Below are 17,981 nucleotides of genomic sequence, written 5' to 3'. Positions count from 1 at the left end.
GCGTCGCCGGTTTTGTCGGTCGCCCCTGCCACGCTCACGCCATGCTGTACGACACCCTCGCGGCCGAGGCCCGCAGGAACGACGGCCTCGACGGCGTCCGTCTCGCCGCCCTGGACAGGGCCCGCTGGCTGATCGACCTCTTCCTGCACCGCCGGCCCAGCGAGACGGAGATCCGGCTGGAGCTCGAAGGGCGAGGGGACCCCGAGGCGAGGGCCGCGGCGATCGCCCTCATGCTGTCGGGCGTCGTCGAACACGGCTTGTTGACGTACCGCTTCGCCGTCTCGGCACTTGTGGCGCGGACGGGCGGGTGGACGCCGGGGGAGGTCGCGGTGATGCTGTGCCGCGCCTGCGACTTCGCGGAGGCCGGCCACGAGTTCGCCGACATGCTGGGCATCGCGCTCAACGCCGCTGAGCGCCTGGACGCCGACGGTTGCCGCGAGGCCGCGCCGTGGCTGCGCCACGCGTCCGGACGGTTCGCCCTGGCCGACGTCGCGGCCGAAGACCGCCGGTCGATCACCAAGCGGCTGTGGGCGCTGATCGAGAAGGTGGACGAGGCGCACGTCCCCGAAGGTCTCCTTCCCGTGTACGACGCGTGGGCCGCGCCGCTGCGCGACCGGACCCGGGAGGCGGCGGGCACGGAACCGGCGCGCTTCCTGCGGCATCTGGCGGCCCTTTCCGCGCCGCGGCCCTCGGGGAAGTGGCAGCGGTCGTGCGTGTCGCTCGCGGACGAGGCGGGCGCGCGCGACGCCGTGGCCGGGTGCCTGCGGATCCTCGCGGAGGGCGACCCGCTGTGCAGCCGGGAGGCCGGCGGCCACGCCGACTGGATGCCGGGGAATTACCACCACCACTACCTCGTCCACCAGTCCCACGGTGACCTGGCGCGCGGCGTGGTGTGGGCGGCGACGCTGACCGGCGGCCCGGAGACGGTGCCGTGGCTCGTGGCGCTCGCGCTGCGGGCGGGGGCGTCGCGTTCCGAGTTCGTGCAGGACCTCAAGCTCGCGGGTGCGGCGATCAACGCGCTCGCCGTCGTCGAGGACCCGTCGGCGCTGGCGGAGCTGGGGCGGCTTCAAACGAAGATCAAGGATCGGGCGCTGCGCAAGCAGATCGGCACGGCGCTGCGGACGGCCGCCGGGCGGCAGGGGATCACGCCGGAGCAACTCGTGGAGCGCAGCGTCCCGGCGCACGGGCTCGGCCCGGACGGCGTTCTGGAACGGCGGCTCGGCGGGTACGTCGCGCGGGTCTCCGTCGAGGACGCGGCGACGGTCCGGCTGACGTTCACCGGCGAGGGCGGGCGTCCGGTCCGGACGGCCCCGGCGGCGGTGAAGGACGGCTCCCCGGACGAGCTGAAGGAGCTGAAGGCCCTCGCCAAGGAGATCCGGGGGACGCTGTCGGGCGTGCGGGCGCGCATCGAGGCGATGATGTCGGACGGTGCGCGCGTCTGGCCGTTCGCCGAGTGGCGGGAGCACTACCGCGACCATCCGGTCACCGGGGTCGTGGCGCGCGGGCTGATCTGGGAGTTCCGGGGCGAGGACGGCGCCTGGCGCGCCGCGATGGAGGCGCCGGACGGCGGAGCGGCCGAGGTGCGGCTCTGGCACCCCGCCCGCGCCGCGGTGGACGAGGTCCGCGCCTGGCGGGAGCGGCTGATGGACGGGCGGGTCCGGCAACCGTTCAAGCAGGCGTTCCGGGAGATCTACCTGCTCACTCCGGCGGAGGAGGAGACGGGGACCTACTCCAACCGGTTCGCGGCGCACATCGTGCACTACCGGCGGCTGTACGCGCTGATCAAGGAGCGCGGCTGGCAGGCGAACTTCCTCGGGACCTACGACGGCGGCTTCAACGGGGAGGCGCGGGGCGAGTTCGGCGGCGGGGAGTGGCGGGCGTGCTTCTACCACGAGCCGGCGTCCGACGCCTATGACTACGCGCCCGAGCACGCCGCGACCGACCAGGTCCGGTTCGAGCGCGGGCAGGGCCGCCGCTGGACGGAGGCGCCCGTGGCGGAGGTGCCGCCGCTGGTGTTCAGCGAGGCGATGCGCGACGTGGACCTGTTCGTCGGCGTCACCTCGATCGCCGCCGACGCCGAGTGGGCGGACCGCGGCGAGGACCGCTACCGGGCCTACTGGCGCCGGGAGGCGTTCGGCGGGCTGAGCGCGAGCGCGGAGGTGCGGCGCGCGGCGCTGGAGCGGATCCTGCCCCGCACGAAGATCGCCGGCCGGTGCTCCCTGGACGGCCGGTACCTGGTGGTCCGCGGCGACCTGCGCACCTACAAGATCCATCTGGGCTCGGCGAACGTCCTGATGGAGCCGGACGACGCGTACCTGTGCATCGTGCAGGGCGCCCGCCGCGGCGGCGGCGCGGTGTTCCTGCCGTTCGAGGACGAGCGGCTGTCGCTGATCCTCAGCAAGGCGTTCCTGCTCGCCGCCGACGCGCGGATCACCGACGAGACGATCCTCCGCCAGCTCTCACCGTCCCGATGATCCTTACCGAAACCCCCGGTTCCGTCGGCACGATCTGCCAAGATCACGGCATGTTCGACGACCTCCGGGCGCACCTGGCCGCGCTCGACGGCCCGTGGCCCGCGCGCAGGCGGCCCGCCGGGCGGCGGCCCGCGACGATGTGGACCGGCCCCGAGCAGGACCCGCCGCCCTGCGCGCCCCCCGGCGAGGAGGCGCCCGACGTGGCCGCGCACGGCCTCGGCGGGGACGGGTCCCTCGCCCGCGACGTCGGCGGCTACCAGGCCGTCCTCGCGATCGAGGACCCGCTGACCGTGCGGCTGACCTACGTCGGCTCGGACGGGTACCCGCTGCCGACCGTCCCCGGCGCGCTGAAGGTCCCGCACGCCGCGGAGATCAGGGAGCTGAAGGCGCTCGCGAAGGGGGTGCGCGGCACCCTCGCCGGGGAGCGGGCGCGCGCCGAGGCGCTGATGGCGGCGGACGGGCGGTCCTGGCGGCACGGCGCGTGGCGGCGCGAGTGGCTCGACCACCCGGTGAGCGGCGCGGTCGCCCGCGGCCTGATCTGGGAGTTCCAGGACCCGGGCGGGGTGTGGCACGCGGCGACGCCGGGCGAGAGCGTCCTGGTCACGGTGGACGGGCGGGCGCTGCCGGTGCCGCCGGACGGCGCGCGGGTGCGGCTGTGGCATCCGGCGCGGGCGCGGCCCGGCGTGGTGCGGGCCTGGCGCGGCTTCGTGGTCGACAACCGGATGGTGCAGGCGTTCCGGCAGGCGTTCCGGGAGGTGTGCGTGCTCGGCCCGGACGAGGCGGGCGCGGCCCGCTCGGACCGGTTCGCGGGCCACATCCTCCGGTACGGGCGGCTGCGGGAGCTGTTCCGGGAGCGCGGCTGGCGGCCCGACCACCGCGGCCGGCTGCACGGCGGCGCCCCGCCGGCGGCGCGGCGCGTCCTCGGCGGCGGGTGGCGCGCGGTGCTGCGCTACGACCCGGCCGAGCAGGGCGACCATGTCGTCACCGGGCATGTGGGGTTCGAGCGCCGGGACCGCCGGCACTGGAGCCGCGCGGGGCTCGCGGACGCGCCGCCGCTGGTGTTCAGCGAGGCGATGCGCGACGTCGACCTGTTCGTGGACGAGGCGTCGATCGCCGCGGACCCGGACTGGCCGGACGGCGAGGACCGCCACCACCTGCACTACCGGCGGGAGGCGGCGTTCGGGCGGCCGGGCGCGGCGGCGGAGGCGCGGCGGGCCGCGCTGGAGCGGGTCCTGCCCCGCACGAAGATCGCCGGCCGGTGCGCGCTGGACGATCGGTTCCTGACCGTCCGCGGCGAGCTGCGCACCTACGGGATCCATCTCGGCACGGCGCAGGTGCGGATGGAGCCGGAAGGGACGCTGCTGCGGGTCGTGCCGTCCCGCCGCAAGGGCCAGTCGGGGCTGTTCCTGCCGTTCGAGGACGAGCGGCTGTCGCTCATCCTCACCAAGGCGGTGCTGCTCGCCGCCGACCACCGGATCGCTGACGAGTCGCTGCTAAGGCTGATCAGGACGGAGGTCCGATGAACGGCCTGGCGGCCCGGCTGCTGCGCGCCATGACCGATCCGACGCCCGCCGACGAGGAGTTCCTGGCGGACTATCCGGACCTGTCCCTGGTCTCCGACGAGGATCTCGGCACGCTCCTGCCCGCCGCGTACGCGGCGCCGGCGAAGCCGTTCGTGTCGACGCGCGTCCGGTTCGCGGTCGAGGACGCCGCGAAGGAGCGGCAGCCGCGGTACACGCCGGAGGCGTGCGGCCGGATGTTCGACGCGCTGGTCCGCGGGCTGGAGAAGCGCAACTGGGCGGACGTGCGGCTCGGCGCCGCGGCGCTGCTGCGCTGCACCGGGCCGTGGCCGGACGTCGCCGGTCAGGCGCGCGTGCTCGTCCGGTTCCTCGTGGACAGGGGCAGGCTCGATCAGCCGTACGCGCTGCTGGCGGTCGCCGGTGTCGCGGGCCCGGACCTGCTGGACGAGGTCGCGGAGCGGCTCGCGGACGGCGGCGGGCCGATCGCGCGGGACGAGATCGGCGTCATCGCCGCGCTCACCGCGCAGGAGCGCGTGGTCATGGCCGAGTTCTTCGGCGACGACTCCTACACGGCCCCGCCGACCGCGCCGGACACCGCCGAGCGGGCGGCGGGCATCGCGGCGTACGCCGAGTTCGCGCGCCGCGCGCTCGACGCGGCGGCCGAGCGCGCCCGCGCGATCCAGGACGGCGGCGTCCCCTACCGGGCCGAAAAGGCGTTCGCGTCCGGCGAGGTGACCGCGCTCGGGCACGCCGCCCGGATCGCGCTGCTGCGGGACGAGCCGTGGCTGCCCGCGCTGCTCGCCGGGCTGCTGCCGGACGTGTCCGTCGCGCCGACGGAGGCGAAGACGCTGCCTTCGCAGGCGCTGCTGTACGAGATCGTCCGCGCCGCGCAGGACTTCCCGATCCCCGAGCTGGTCACCATGATCCGGACGGTCCGCGGGTCCGTCCGGCACGCGGGGGTGCCGAAGCAGCTCGACAAGATGCTGAAGAAGGTGGAGGCGGCGCTGGCGGAGCGGACGGAGGTCGCCCTCCGGCTCCCCGATCTCGGGTTCGGCCCGGACGGTGCGCACCGCCGCGTCCTCGGCGCGCACACGGCCGTCATCACGGTGGGCGAGAAGGCCGAGCTGGTCTTCGAGAAGGACGGCAAGGCGCTGAAGAGCGTCCCCGCGGCCGTCCGCCGCGACCACAAGGCCGAGCTCAAGGAGCTGCGCGACCTCGTGAAGCGGGTCGACGCGCACCTGACCACCCTCGTCCGGGCGCTGGAGGGCGGGTACACCGCCGGCGCCGTCCACGCGTTCGGCCGCTGGCGGGACGGCCTGGCACGTCATCCGGTCGCGGGACCGACCGTCCGGCGGCTGATCTGGGAGGTCGAGGAGGCGCCCGGGGAGTGGCGGGCGGTGCTCCCCGAGACCGGCGGCCTCCCCGACGCCACCGACGCGGCGAGCGTCCGGCTGTGGCACCCGATCGGCTCGGCCCCGGACGAGGTGCGCGCCTGGCGCGACCTCCTCGTCGAAGAGCGGATCCGGCAGCCCTTCAAGCAGGCGTTCCGCGAGGTCTACCTGCTGACCCTCGCCGAGGAGCGCACCGGGACGTACTCGAACCGGTTCGCCGCACATCTCGTCCACTACCGGAAGATGGCCGCGCTGTTCCGGGCGCGGAGCTGGACGAGCCGCCACCTCGGCCCGTGGGACGGCGGCCAGGAGGACGAGGCGGTGCGGGTGCTCGGCGCGGGGGAGTGGCGGGTGCGGTTCGCGCACGTCCTCGCCGACTGGCAGGACGAGATGGTGCTCGCGGGCACCGACCGCGTCGTGTTCGCCCGCCGGGACGGCGGGACGTGGCGGGACGCGCCGCTCACCGATGTCCCGCCGCTGGTGTTCAGCGAGGCGATGCGGGACGTCGACCTGTTCGTCGGCGTCACCTCGATCGCCGCCGACCCGGAGTGGAGCGGCGACGGCGAGACCCGCCGGTACTGGGAGCGGTCCGGGTTCGCGGAGCTGACCGAGAGCGCGCAGGCCCGCCGCGACGCGCTGGAGCGGATCCTGCCCCGCACGAAGATCGCCGCCCGCTGCTCGCTGGACGGCCGGTTCCTGGTCGTCCGCGGCGACTTGCGCACCTACAGGATCCACCTCGGGTCGGCGAACATCCTGATGGAGCCGGACGACGCCTACCTGTGCCTCGTCCCGGCCGCGCCCAAGGCCGGCGGCGCGGTGTTCCTGCCGTTCGAGGACGGCCGGCTGTCGCTGATCCTCAGCAAGGCGCTGCTGCTCGCCGCCGACGCGCGGATCACCGACGAGTCCATCCTGACCCAGATCAAGGGAGGCGCCCGATGACCGCCGTGACGTTCCGCGACGAGACCGCGGCGGGCGCGCCCGTCGCCGCGTTCGAGGTCGGCGGGCTGCCCGCGCGGATGACCGTCCGCGAGCTGATCCGGTTGCGGGTCCGCGAGGAGGTCGCCCGGTTCAACGCCGGGCCGCCCGCCCGGTTCAACGGCCTGGTCCGCCCGGACGACGCCGAGACCGAGCTGAACGGCCACCGGAAGGGCCGCCGCCCGGTGGACTGGGAGCGGCAGGCGGAGATCGCCGAGCGGGCGTTCCTCCGCAACGGGTTCTTCGTGCTGGCCGGGGACCGGCAGGTCGAGGACCTGGACGAGGAGATCGACCTCACCGGCGACCCCGACCTGGTGTTCGTCAAGCTCGTCCCGCTGGTCGGCGGCTGACCCGTCCGGCCGTCCGGCCGCCGGGGCGCGTCAGCCGATCAGCCCGAACTCGTGGGCGCGCAGCCCTGCCTGGAACCGCGACCCGGCGTCCAGCAGGGTGAGGATCTCGGCGACGCGGCGCCGGTAGGTGCGCAGCGACATGCCGAGCTGCCGGGCGGCGGCCTCGTCCTTCAGCCCCCCGGCGAGCAGCCGCAGGATGCGCCGGCTCTCCTCGCTCAGCGCGGGCGGCCGCTCGCGCCGGTAGTCGGCGAGGTCGGCGGAGGTCTCCCAGGTCGCCCAGAACAGCGACACCACGCCCTTCACCACGCTCGGCGACCGGACGACGGTGTACTCGCGCACCCCGTTCTCCGGCGGCCCGGCGAGGATCGCGGTCCGCCGGTCCACGATGATCGTCTCGTGCGGCAGCGGCGTCGTGCAGATCCGCACGCTCGCGCCGGCCTTGGCGATCTCCACGAGCCGCCGCTCGGACTCCTCGTCGGCGAGCGCGGCCGGGTTGTGCAGCTTGTAGGCGGCGGGCCGCGGCACCCGCCTCCGCCGGTCGGCCGCGATCCGCTCGCGGATCTCGGGCATGGCCCAGGTGTGCATGTCCGTCGCGGCGCACGCGAACTCCTCGCGTGCGAGGAACAGCCGCCAGGCGCGCTCGATCAGCTCCTGCTCGCCCCGCAGGATCACGTTCTGGTCGAGGTCGGCTGTCATCGACTGACATTCTGCCACGCGGCGAGGAGGGGGTGGCAGCAAGATGCCACCGGCTCGCCGGGCCGGGGCGGGCGCAGCACAGTGGGGCGCATGACGACCTCGATCACCCGTGACGACCACTTCGACCTCGGCGGCGACCTGCGGGTCGCCCGGCTCGGCTTCGGCGCGATGCGGCTGCCGGCCAGCACCCGCGGCGGCGCCCCCAACGACCGGGACACCTCCCTCGCGGTGCTGCGCCGCGCCGTCGAGCTGGGCGCCGACCACATCGACACCGCCGCGTTCTACTTCCACCCGTCCGGCCTCGCCGCGAACGAGATGATCCGCACCGCGCTGTCGCCCTACCCGGACGGCCTGGTCATCGCCACGAAGGTCGGCCCGGCCCGCGGCCCGGACGACCCGTACCCGACCGGCGAGCTGCCCGCGTCCGCGCTGCACGCCGAGGTCGAGCGCAACCTGCGCGAACTGGGCCGCGACAGCCTCGACCTGGTCTACCTGCGGCCGGGCGGCCTGGAGACGCCGCTGGACCAGCCGATCGGGGAGCGGTTCGAGGTGCTCGCCGGGCTCCGCGAGGAGGGGCTCGTCCGGCATCTCGGCCTCAGCCACGTCAGCGCCGCCCAGCTCGCCGAGGCACGGAAGATCGCGCCGGTGGTCGCCGTCCAGAACAGGTTCGACATCACCCTGCCGGCCGACACCGAGCTACTGGCGATCTGCGAGCGCGACGGCATCGCCTACGCGCCGTACTTCCCGCTCGGCGGCTTCGGGATCCCCGACGACGACCGCGTGAAGGCCGTCGCCGCCCGGCACGGCGCGACGATCCCGCAGGTGCTGCTCGCGGGCCTGCTCGCGCTGTCCCCGGTGATGCTGGCGATCCCCGGCACCGGATCCCCGGCGCATCTGGAGGAGAACATGGCCGCCGGGCGGCTGGCGCTCACCGCCGCCGACCTCGCGGAGCTGCGCGGCTGACGCGGCCCGCGACGCGAGGACCCGCCGCAGGCTCTACCCTGAACGTCGGCTCGGACAGGGAAGGGTGAGAATGTCGGCGACGCGGCTGCTGGTCCTCGGCGGGGTGCGGCGGTTCGGCCGCGCCCACGGGTACGAGGTCCGCCGGGAGCTGATCTCCTGGGGCTCGGACGAGTGGGCGCACGTGAACCCCGGTTCGATCTACCACGCGCTGCGGCAGCTGGCCAAGGAGGGCCTGCTGCTCGCGCACGACGTGGAGGAGAGCGACGCCGGGCCGCCGCACACCGACTACGAGATCACCGGCGCGGGCCGGGAGGAGTTCTTCCGGCTGCTGCGCTGCGCGATCTCGACGGTCGACGTCCGGCACCCGGAGATGCTGACGGCCGGGCTCGCCTTCCTGGCCGAGCTGACCCGTCCCGAGGCGGTCGAGCTGCTCCGGCAGCGGCTGGAGGGCCTGGCGGCCCGGCGCGCCAACGTCATGCCGCTGTACGAGGCGCCGGCGGACCCGGCCCACCTGCACGAGCTGCTCGGCTGGTGGGTGCACTCCGCCGACTCGGCCATGCGGTGGGCGGAGGGCCTCATCGAGCGCCTGGAGGCGGGCGACTACGTCATGGCCGACGAGCGCTAGCCCGCCTCCTCGCCGTCCTGCCCGCCCTTCAGCTCCCAGCCGCCGCGGCGGCGCAGGACGAGCGCGAAGTACCCCGCCGACACCGCCATCACCACGACCGTGACGAGCAGGCTGGGCCGCCCGACCTCGGGGTCCTTGGCGTTCTGGTAGATCACGTACGCGAGGGCGGCGAGCGCGGCGACGGGTGCGACCGGGAACAGCGGCATCCGGTACTTCGCGTGCGCGGTCGTCCCGTTGCGGCGCCCCGCGATCACGGCGAGGCACAGCGCCGCGTACACCGCGACAAGGGACGTGCCGGTGACGACGAGGAGGAACTTCTCGTTCAGGAAGCAGGCGGCGGCGCTCAGCGCGCCGGTGACGACCGTGGCGATCCACGGGGTGCCGAACCGGGGGTGCAGCGCGGTGAGCGCGCCGTCGATCCGCGGCGTCCAGGTGCCGTCCCGGCCGGAGCTGAAGATCAGCCGGGCGGTGAGCAGCATGATCGCGATGACCGCGTTCAGGATGGCCAGCGCGATCGCCAGGCTGATCACCGTGTTGAGGGCGTGCCCGCCGCGCGCGGTGATGAAGTACTCCATCATCGCGTCGGAGCCGAGCAGCTCCTTCAGGTCGGGGGCGCCGAGCAGGACGGCGGTGATCGGGATCAGCTCGGCGGCGACGGTGATGCCGAGCGCCCACAGGATGGTGCGGGCGACGGCGCGCGGCGCGTCGTGGGTCTCCTCGCCGAAGTACACCGCGGACCCGTAGCCGTTGTAGGCGAAGATCGCGACGGCGGTGGCGGCGGCGATCAGCCCGGCGGACGTGGCGGCGAGGCCCCCGCCGTCCGCCGCCGCGACCGGGTGCGCGAGCAGGTCGGTGAACGGCCGCTCCACGTGCAGGAGACCGAGCCCGGACAGCACCAGCAGCGCGCCCATCTCGATCGCCAGGAAGACCCCGGTGACCAGGGCGTTGACCTTGATGTCGAAGATCGCGACGACGGTGGCGACGGCGACCGCGAGCGCCGCGACGACCGGGCCGTCCAGGCCGTGCACGAGCACGCCGAGGTAGGTGCCGGCGCCGAGCGCGATCACCGCGAGGATCAGCAGCTGGGTGATCAGGATCAGCCCGAGCACCACGAAGCCGGGCAGCCGGCCGAGGGTGCGGCCGACGATGGCGTACTCGCCGCCGGTCAGCGGGTAGGCCGAGGACAGCTCGGCGTACACGAACGCCATGAGGACGCCGACGGCGCCCGCCGCGGCGAAGCTCCAGAACGCGCCGGTGCCGGCCTGGCCGATCACCCCCGGCGCGATGATGAAGACCGACGAGGCGGGCGTGACGGCGGACAGCACGATGAGCAGCGCGCCGAGGGTGCGCAGCCCCCGGTGCAGGGCCGGGGGACGGCCGGCGGCGGCCGGCGGGCGGAGGTTCGATGCGGCCATGGGGGTGGGCACCTCCCGACGGGGTTCTTTGAACGAGTGTCAAAGAACCCCGGGCGGTCGGGTCAAGCGCATCTCGGATAACGTCTTGGTCTCGGATGTTCTCCTCGCCGCCCTGACTTGAATTGTCTGAATGATCTTCGGAGAATGTGGGCATGGCACGACCCAGCAGGGCCGCCGAGAAGCGCGCCGAGCTCGTCGGCGCCGCGCGCCGCGCGGTCGCCGAGCGCGGCATGCTCGGGCTGCGGCTGCGCGACGTGGCGGACCGGGCGCAGATGTCGCCCGGCTCCGTCCTGTACTACTTCCCGACGCTCGCCGACCTGCTGCGGGAGGTGCAGCGCGAGGCCGTCGACCGGTTCTGCGCCGCCCGCGAGGACGCGGTCCGCGGCGCGCCGGACCCGCGCCGCCGGCTCGCCGCGATGATCGCCAGCGGCCTGCCGTCCGGACCCGGCGACGAGCTGTGCGTGCTGCTGTACGAGCTCGGCACCGTCTCCCGCCGCGACCCCGCCTACGCCGCCGAGCACATCCGGCTGTTCGAGCGGCAGGTCGGCATCTACGCCGCGATCCTGGAGTCCGGCGCCGCCACCGGCGCGTTCCGGCTCACCCGGGACGCCGCCGAGATCGCGCGTACGCTCGTGGCGCTGGAGGACGGGTACGGCCTGCACATCGTCAACGCCGTGCCCGCCGTGGACGCCGCGCACGCCGCCCGGCTGCTGCGCGGCTACGCCGCCGACGCCACCGGCCGCGACCCCGCCGACTTCGACCCGGAAGGTGACACATGACCCGCGCCCGCGCCCTCGGCCTGCCGCTGCCCGGCGACACCGGCCCGCTCAACGCGATCACCGACGTGCCCGGCGTCGAGGTCGGCACCGTCACGCTCGTCTCGGGGGACGGCCCGCTGCGTACCGGCGAGGGCCCCGTCCGCACCGGCGTCACGGCGCTGCTCCCGCGCGGCCGCACCGGCCTGCGCGACGCGTGCGCGGCCGGGGTGCACTCGCTGAACGGCAACGGCGAGATGACCGGCTCGCACTGGCTCGCCGAGACCGGCGCGCTGAACACGCCCGTCCTGATCACCAACACGCACGCGGTCGGCGCCTGCCACCGCGGCGCCATCGAGTGGATGCTCCGCGAGTGCCCCGGGTCGCAGGACTGGATGCTGCCCGTCGTCGCCGAGACCTGGGACGGCTACCTCAACGACATCGGCGGCGCCCACGTGCGCCCCGAGCACGCCGTCCAGGCGCTGGACGCGGCGCGCGGCGGCCCCGTCGAGGAGGGCAACGCCGGCGGCGGGACCGGCATGAACTGCTACGGCTTCAAGGGCGGCAACGGGACGTCCTCGCGGGTCGTGCGGTACGGCGGCGACGCCTACACGGTCGGCGCGCTCGTCCAGGCTAACTTCGGCTCCCGCAAGGACCTCGCCGTCTGCGGCGTCCCGGCCGGCGCGGCCCTCGCCGACGACAACCCGATGGAGGACACCGACTGGCTCGGCCTCGCCGGCGCCGGCTCGGTCATCGCGGTCGTCGCGACGGACGCGCCGCTGATCCCCGGGCAGTGCACCGCGCTCGCCCGCCGCGTCCCGCTCGGCCTCGCCCGCACCGGCACCTACGGGCAGCACTCGTCCGGCGACATCTTCCTGGCCTTCTCCACCGCCAACACGGGCGCGCTCACCGGCGGCTTCCCGGCGGGGGAGGAGGGCTATGAGACGCTGCGGTTCGTCCCGTGGAACCGGATCGACCCGTTCTTCGAGGCCGTCGTCCAGGCCGTCGAGGAGGCCGTGCTGAACGCGCTGCTGGCCGCCCGCACCATGGTCGGGCGGGACGGGCACCGGTCGCCCGCCCTCCCGCACGACCGGCTCCGAGACCTGCTCGCGGCGCGCGGCGTGCTCTGACCGGCGGTTCCGCCGGCTCCGCCGGGCGGATCAGGTGTCGTCGAACGCCTGCGGGACGATCACCCGCAGCGCGTTGCCGCGCAGCCGGATCGTCACCGGCGTCCGGCCGCGGATCTCGCCGTCCACGTCCACCCGCATCGGCGGGTCCGTCTCGATCTCCACGTGCGCGGTGGTGAGGAACGCGTCCTCGTCCAGCGACCGCCACGGCCCGGTCAGCACGTGCCGGGCCGTCGCGGACGCCAGCTTCAGCCGCCGCTCGTCGCCCAGCCGGTAGACGGCGAGCAGCCGGTCGTCGGGGCTGGCGTCGCGGGCGATCCGCTGCCCGCTGTGGTGCGCGCCGTTGGCGATGTTCAGCTGGTGCGTCCGGAACTCGGTCGTCTCCCCGTCGATCGTGACGCGGGCCGTGAACGCCTCGTGCCGGGGCAGCAGCCCCGCGGCCGTCATCGCGTACGCGGGACGCCCCAGATACCGCTTCAGCAGGTGCGGGACGTGCCCCGCGACCTGCACCGACAGGCCGAGGCTGACCATGTTCGCGAAGATGTGCTCGCGGTCGGCGCCCGGGCCCTCGCCCTGCGGGTCGCCGGTGCTCTCGAACCAGCCGACGTCGACGTCGGCGACCTTCCCGCCGCCCGGCCCGCCGAGCGCCACCGTCCGGACCGCACCGGGCAGGTCCAGCGGCAGCTCCAGGCTGCGCGCGAAGTTGTTGGTGGTGCCGAGGGGCAGCACGCCGAGCGCGATGTCGCGGTGCGCGAGGTGCCCGACCGCCTCGGCGACCGTCCCGTCCCCGCCGCCGACCACGACCAGGTCGGGCTCCAGCGCCAGCACGTCGCCGAACAGCTCGCGCAGCCGGGTCGGATCGGTCACCGGGAACACCTGGTCGAACGCGATCCCGGCCTCGTCCAGCAGGCGGCGCGCCCGGCCGTACAGCCGGCGGCCCCGCCGGGACCGCGAGTTGATCACCAGTACCGCGCGGCCGCCCTTGCCGATCGCCGACTCCAGCTCCGCTTTGCTCCGCATCTCGACTCGGCCGCCCTCCACTCGTTCGCGCCACCCTACCCGGCGGCCGCCCGGCCCTCCGGGTCCGCTGTTTTATAAACCCATTACTTCGCGTTGAAACATGGCGGGAAGTGGGGACATTACCGGTGAACCACAGCTGAATGACCGGGACGGAAAATATGTCCATGGCCACCGGGGGCGCCGCCCCGTCCGCAGCACCCGCCGACGACGGCGCGACCGTCGTCGGCGAGCACCGGCCCCGCCGCCGCGTCCTGGACCTGGCGGTCCGCTCACCCGTCCTCGCCGGCGTCGTGCACGCCCGGCTCGTCCTGCCCCCGGGCTGGTCACGGGAGGCGTCCCGGACCTGGCCGGTGCTGTGGCTGCTGCACGGCGCGGGCGCCGGGCACACCGCCTGGACCGACCACGGCGAGGTCGAGGACCTCACCGAGGACGGCGATGTGATCGTCGTCATGCCGGACGGCGGCCGCTGCGGGAATTACACCGACTGGTGGAATCGCGGCGACGGCGGGGCGCCCAAGTGGGAGACGTTCCATCTCGCCGAGCTGCGCCAGATACTCGAACGCGGATACCGCGCCGGAACGCAGCGCGCGGTCGCCGGGAATGGGACCGGCGGGATGGGCGCGCTCGCCTACGCGGCGCGGCACCGCGGCCTGTTCCGCGCCGCCGCCTCGTTCAGCGGCCCCGTGCACACCCTGCACCGCGACCCGGGTGGCCTCGACGTCGCCGACCTCGTGGAGCTGGCCGTCGCGATCGCCGAGCCCGCCCGCGACTGGACGGACGTGTGGGGCGACCCCGACGAGCAGCGCGTCGTCTGGCGGCAGCACAACCCGTTCGACCTCGCCGACCGCCTCGCCGGCGTCCACCTGCACGTCAGCGCCGGGGACGGGCGTCCCGGGCCCTACGACCCGCGGCCCGGCACCGCGCACGACGTAGTGGAGGCGCTCGCCGGCACCGTGTCCCGCGAGTTCGCGGGCAAGCTGAAGAAGCTCGGCATCCCGATCTCCACGCACTTCTACCGCGGCACGCACACCTGGCCGTACTGGCGGCGCGAGCTGCGCGCCGCCCTCCCGGCGCTGCTGGCCGCGATCGGCTGAGGCGGGGAAGAGGCGTGATCGGCTGAGCCGTGACCGGTGGCCCGCGGGGCTGCGGCTAGGGTCTGGGGCGTGACTGAACCTCGTTCGGATTCCGCTGTCCCCGCGTTCTGGCAGGCGCTCGGGCTGCCCGGCATCATCGACGCGCACGTCCACTTCATGCCGCCGCGGCTGATGAGCGCGGTCTGGGCGTACTTCGACGACGCCGGGCCCCTGATCGGCACGGAGTGGCCGATCCGGTACCGGGACTCGGAGGAGGAGCGGCTGGCGTTCCTGCGCGGCCTCGGCGTCCGCGCGTTCACCGCGCTGCTGTACCCGCACCGGCCCGGGATGGCCGAGTCGCTGAACGAGTGGGGCGCCGAGTTCGCCGCCCGCGTCCCCGAATGCCTGCAGACCGGGACGTTCTACCCCGAGCCGGGTGCCGCCGCCTACGTGCGGCGGGCCCTGGAGTCCGGGACGCGCGTGTTCAAGGTCCACCTCCAGGTCGGCGGTTTCGACCCCCGGTCCAAGGAGCTGGACGAGGTGTGGGGCGTCCTCGCCGAGGCCGGCGTGCCCGCCCTGGTCCACGCGGGGTCCGGCCCGGTCGCCCACGGGTTCACCGGCCCCGGGCCGTTCGCCGGCGTGCTCGCGCGCCACCCCCGGCTCACCGCGATCATCGCCCACCTCGGCGCGCCCGAGTTCGGCGGCTTCTTCGACCTTGCCGACCGGTACGGCGGCGTCCACCTCGACACGACGATGACCTTCACGCGGTTCGCCGGCGGGCTCGGCACGTTCCCCCAGGAACTGCTGCCGCGGCTGCGCGACCTCGGGCTGGCGGGCCGGATCCTGCTCGGCACCGACTTCCCCAACATCCCCTACGAGTACGCCCACCAGCTGGAGGCGCTCGCCGCCCTCGGCCTCGGCGACGACTGGCTCCGCGCCGTCTGCTGGGAGGCCGCCGCCAAGCTCTTCGACCTCTGACGTCGACTTGCGGCGTGTCGGCCTTATCAAGCGCCTCTTAAGGACGACACGCCGCAAGTGAACGAGGTTCGGTCAGTGGTCGCAGGGGGCCGAGCCCGCGTGCTCGTGCGGCTGGTCGGCCTCGCCCACGTGCCGGGGGCCGTGCGAGTCCTCGCAGTGGCCGTGCCGGGACGGCCCGTCCACGTGATCGACCTCCAGGGTCGTGTGGGTGATCCCGTAGGCGTCGCGCAGCACGTCCTGCATGTCCCGGCGGACGGCGTGGCAGTCGCCCTTCGCGTCCACCAGCACGTGCGCCGACAGCGCCGGATAGCCGGAGCCGACCTCCCACACGTGCAGGTCGTGCACCTCCTCGACGCACGGCCGCTCCGCCAGCCGGGCGCCCAGCTCGGACGGGTCGATGCCCGCCGGGGCGGCCTCCATCAGCACCCGCCCCGCGTCCCGCAGCAGCCCGTACCCGGCCTTCAGCATCAGCGCCGCCACCACCAGCGAGGCGATCGCGTCCGCGCGGGCGAACCCGGTCGTCCACACCACCAGGCCCGCGATCGCCGTGGAGATGAACGCGAACAGGTCGTTCAGGATGTGCTGGAACGCGCCCTCCACGTTCAGGCTCGTCCGGTTCGCGCGGCTCAGCAGCCACGTCGCGCCGAGGTTGACCACGATGCCGGCCAGGGCCGTCCAGAACACGAACTGGCCGTGCACGTCCGGCGGGCTGATCAGCCGGTGGACGCCCTCGTAGACGAAGAACGCCGCCAGCAGGATCAGCGTCAGCCCGTTCAGCTGCGCCGACAGGATCTCCGCGCGGCGCAGCCCGAACGTGAACCCGCCCTGCGGCGGGCGCGCCGCGATCCGCATCGCGACCAGCGCCAGCGCGATCGCGAACGCGTCGGTCAGCATGTGCGCGGCGTCGGAGAGCAGGGCGAGCGACCCGGCCAGCAGGCCGATCGCGACCTCGCCCGCCATGTAGACGACGATCAGCGCGAGGGCGCCGCCGAGCAGCCGCCGGTCCGCGTTGGCGGAAACGCCGTGCCCGTGCCCGTGGCCGTGCCCATGGCCATGGCCGTGCCCGTGCTGCTCCGGCGCGTTCTCCGGCTTCGCGGTCATGTGCCGTCCTCCCCGTGGCCGACGTGCGCGAGGGCGAGATCGAGCAGCATCCGGACGTGCGAGTCGTCCAGCCGGTAGTAGGCCATCCGGCCGGCCCGGCGGACCCGGACGACGCGGTTGGCGCGCAGCAGCCGCAGCGCGTGCGACACCGACGACTCCGACTGCCCGCAGGACGCGGCGATGTCGCACACGCACATCTCGCCGCCCTCCAGCAGCGCGGTGATCACCCGGAGCCGGCCCGGGTCGGCCAGCAGCCCGAACACCTGCGCCAGCTCCCCGACCGTCTCCGCGTCCGGCATCGACGCGGAGACGAGCGCGACCTTCGCGGCGTCGACCACGCGGACGGCGCACGCCTCCGCGGGGATGACATCTGAAGCACTGCTCATATGTGCAAATGTAGCACCGCGGATCAGAGCGCCGGGGACGACCCCGCCGATCCGGCGGGCGGCGCCATCGAGATCACCGGGCTCTGCGGCCCGTCGCCCGGCGTCCCGGCCCCGGTCTCCGTCCCGGACCCGGTCCCGGGCGCGGTCCCCGGCCCGCCGCCGGTGCCGGTCGTGGTCCCCGTGCCCGGTCCGCCGCCCGGCGACACCCCCGGCTGCGGACTCTCCGGCCCCGCGGACCCGGGCGTCCCGGGCTCGGGAGACCCCGGCTCCGGCGACCCGGGGGCCGGCGACCCGTCTCCCGGCGCGGGCGAGCCCGGCGAACCGTCCCCCGAGTCGACCGGGGCCGGCGAGCCGGACGGCGGCGCCGTCTCCGTGGCGGGCAGCGGCAGCGGCGGCCCGTCGTCGGTGCCGGCGGTCGCGCGCGGCCGCTCGAAGCCCATCGTCACCCCGGGATCGACGAGCACGAAGACCGTGATCGTTCCCCGCCGGGAATCCCGCGGCCGGATCCGGGTCACATTCCGCCCCTGGAATCCCGGCCACTTTCGGCCACTGTAGCGCGCGCCGGACGTTCTGATCTTGCTTTCCGGGGCGGTCAGCGGATTACCGCAATTGCACTTCACCGCGGGAACCCCGTAGCCATTGACCAGAACCCCCATTCCGGCCTGCAGGACCGCGGCCTCGCTCGTCGCCTTCCCGTCCCGGTAACCGTGATTCGTCACCAGGGTGTCGGTGCGCAGCAGCACCGGCGTCAGCCGCGACACGTACCGCGCGATGTCGCTCACCGGAATGCCCTGCACCCCCGCCCAAGCCCGCGCCTTGTCCGGGTTGGCCTGCAAGAACGCAACGAGCCTGCGCTGGTCGCAGCTCGATATCCGGCGCGTCCCGCCGTACAGGCCGGGCGTGTCGCCGTCCATCGTGCCGCCCCGCGCCGGGCGCGCGGCGACCTTCACCTGGTCGGTGTCCGCCGCGAGCGTGTACGGGTCGCGCCCCGGCGAGCCCACGGTCAGCCGCGTGATCGCGGCCCCCGCGTCGCCGCAGCCCGCCACCGTCCCGGCCGCCAGCACCAGGACCCCGGCCGCCATGATCGGAATTCGGCCCCGCGCCATTCGTGAATTGATCTCGAGCATGCGTC

The 17,981-nt window shown here is 74.5% G+C and carries 16 protein-coding genes; 10 read left to right on the top strand and 6 right to left on the bottom strand.

Annotation, left to right across the window (positions count from 1 at the left end):
- Positions 1-41 precede the first annotated feature (41 nt).
- From J4709_RS07550 to J4709_RS07535, 4 genes are read left to right on the top strand one after another with little or no spacing between them, the layout of a single operon-like run.
- On the top strand, positions 42-2,474 hold the full coding sequence (locus J4709_RS07550) for a DUF4132 domain-containing protein (protein ID WP_208238416.1): 2,433 nt from the start codon (positions 42-44) through the stop codon (positions 2,472-2,474).
- A gap of 50 nt (positions 2,475-2,524) precedes the next feature.
- On the top strand, positions 2,525-3,997 hold the full coding sequence (locus J4709_RS07545) for a DUF4132 domain-containing protein (RefSeq protein WP_208238414.1): 1,473 nt from the start codon (positions 2,525-2,527) through the stop codon (positions 3,995-3,997).
- Positions 3,994-6,324, top strand: a complete 2,331-nt coding sequence (locus J4709_RS07540; protein ID WP_208238413.1) for a DUF4132 domain-containing protein — start codon at positions 3,994-3,996, stop codon at positions 6,322-6,324. The genes J4709_RS07545 and J4709_RS07540 overlap by 4 nt, the downstream gene beginning before the upstream one ends.
- On the top strand, positions 6,321-6,710 hold the full coding sequence (locus J4709_RS07535) for a hypothetical protein (protein WP_208238411.1): 390 nt from the start codon (positions 6,321-6,323) through the stop codon (positions 6,708-6,710). The genes J4709_RS07540 and J4709_RS07535 overlap by 4 nt, the downstream gene beginning before the upstream one ends.
- A 30-nt stretch (positions 6,711-6,740) precedes the next feature.
- Here J4709_RS07535 and J4709_RS07530 read toward each other — a convergent pair whose 3' ends face one another.
- Positions 6,741-7,406, bottom strand: a complete 666-nt coding sequence (locus J4709_RS07530; RefSeq protein WP_208238409.1) for a helix-turn-helix transcriptional regulator — start codon at positions 7,404-7,406, stop codon at positions 6,741-6,743.
- 90 nt (positions 7,407-7,496) lie between these two features.
- On the opposite strand from J4709_RS07530, the gene J4709_RS07525 reads away from it, so the two are divergent.
- Together J4709_RS07525 and J4709_RS07520 are read left to right on the top strand one after the other, a co-directional pair.
- Entirely contained in the window at positions 7,497-8,369 is an 873-nt protein-coding gene (locus J4709_RS07525) for an aldo/keto reductase (protein WP_208238407.1), read from the top strand.
- A gap of 70 nt (positions 8,370-8,439) precedes the next feature.
- On the top strand, positions 8,440-8,994 hold the full coding sequence (locus J4709_RS07520; RefSeq protein WP_208238405.1) for a PadR family transcriptional regulator: 555 nt from the start codon (positions 8,440-8,442) through the stop codon (positions 8,992-8,994).
- Here the strand turns inward: J4709_RS07520 and J4709_RS07515 are convergent.
- Positions 8,991-10,409 (bottom strand): APC family permease, encoded by a 1,419-nt coding sequence (locus J4709_RS07515; protein ID WP_208238403.1) that lies wholly within the window; start codon positions 10,407-10,409, stop codon positions 8,991-8,993. The two genes, J4709_RS07520 and J4709_RS07515, sit on opposite strands and share 4 nt — an antisense overlap.
- A gap of 152 nt (positions 10,410-10,561) precedes the next feature.
- Here J4709_RS07515 and J4709_RS07510 point away from each other — a divergent pair, with 152 nt between their 5' ends.
- Together J4709_RS07510 and J4709_RS07505 are read left to right on the top strand one after the other, a co-directional pair.
- Complete coding sequence (locus J4709_RS07510) at positions 10,562-11,188, top strand: TetR/AcrR family transcriptional regulator (protein ID WP_208238401.1); 627 nt, start codon at positions 10,562-10,564, stop codon at positions 11,186-11,188.
- The gene (locus J4709_RS07505) at positions 11,185-12,294 is read left to right on the top strand and encodes a DmpA family aminopeptidase (RefSeq protein ID WP_208238399.1); all 1,110 of its coding nucleotides are present in this window, start codon (positions 11,185-11,187) and stop codon (positions 12,292-12,294) included. The genes J4709_RS07510 and J4709_RS07505 overlap by 4 nt, the downstream gene beginning before the upstream one ends.
- A gap of 30 nt (positions 12,295-12,324) precedes the next feature.
- Here J4709_RS07505 and J4709_RS07500 read toward each other — a convergent pair whose 3' ends face one another.
- Positions 12,325-13,311 (bottom strand): diacylglycerol/lipid kinase family protein, encoded by a 987-nt coding sequence (locus J4709_RS07500; RefSeq protein WP_208238397.1) that lies wholly within the window; start codon positions 13,309-13,311, stop codon positions 12,325-12,327.
- 164 nt (positions 13,312-13,475) lie between these two features.
- Between J4709_RS07500 and J4709_RS07495 the strand changes: the two genes are divergently transcribed.
- Entirely contained in the window at positions 13,476-14,405 is a 930-nt protein-coding gene (locus tag J4709_RS07495; protein ID WP_208238395.1) for an alpha/beta hydrolase, read from the top strand.
- A 69-nt stretch (positions 14,406-14,474) separates the two neighbouring features.
- Positions 14,475-15,362: an amidohydrolase family protein gene (locus tag J4709_RS07490; RefSeq protein WP_208238393.1), complete on the top strand. Its 888-nt coding sequence runs from the start codon at positions 14,475-14,477 to the stop codon at positions 15,360-15,362.
- A 72-nt stretch (positions 15,363-15,434) separates the two neighbouring features.
- Here the strand turns inward: J4709_RS07490 and J4709_RS07485 are convergent, their stop codons facing one another.
- The 3 genes from J4709_RS07485 to J4709_RS54565 are packed head-to-tail and all read right to left on the bottom strand — an operon-like array spanning position 15,435 to position 17,931.
- On the bottom strand, positions 15,435-16,463 hold the full coding sequence (locus J4709_RS07485) for a cation diffusion facilitator family transporter (protein WP_208238391.1): 1,029 nt from the start codon (positions 16,461-16,463) through the stop codon (positions 15,435-15,437).
- Positions 16,460-16,849 carry an ArsR/SmtB family transcription factor gene (locus tag J4709_RS07480; RefSeq protein ID WP_208238389.1) on the bottom strand — a complete coding sequence of 130 codons (390 nt, stop codon included), beginning with the start codon at positions 16,847-16,849 and terminating at the stop codon, positions 16,460-16,462. Before J4709_RS07480 ends, J4709_RS07485 begins: the two co-directional genes overlap by 4 nt.
- Before the next feature lie 23 nt (positions 16,850-16,872).
- Complete coding sequence (locus tag J4709_RS54565; RefSeq protein ID WP_208238387.1) at positions 16,873-17,931, bottom strand: DUF6777 domain-containing protein; 1,059 nt, start codon at positions 17,929-17,931, stop codon at positions 16,873-16,875.
- Positions 17,932-17,981 lie beyond the last annotated feature (50 nt).

Source organism: Actinomadura violacea (genome assembly GCF_017573465.1).
In the GTDB taxonomy this organism is placed as follows: Bacteria; Actinomycetota; Actinomycetes; order Streptosporangiales; family Streptosporangiaceae; genus Spirillospora; species Spirillospora violacea.
This window is presented reverse-complemented; position numbering and strand designations above follow the sequence as displayed.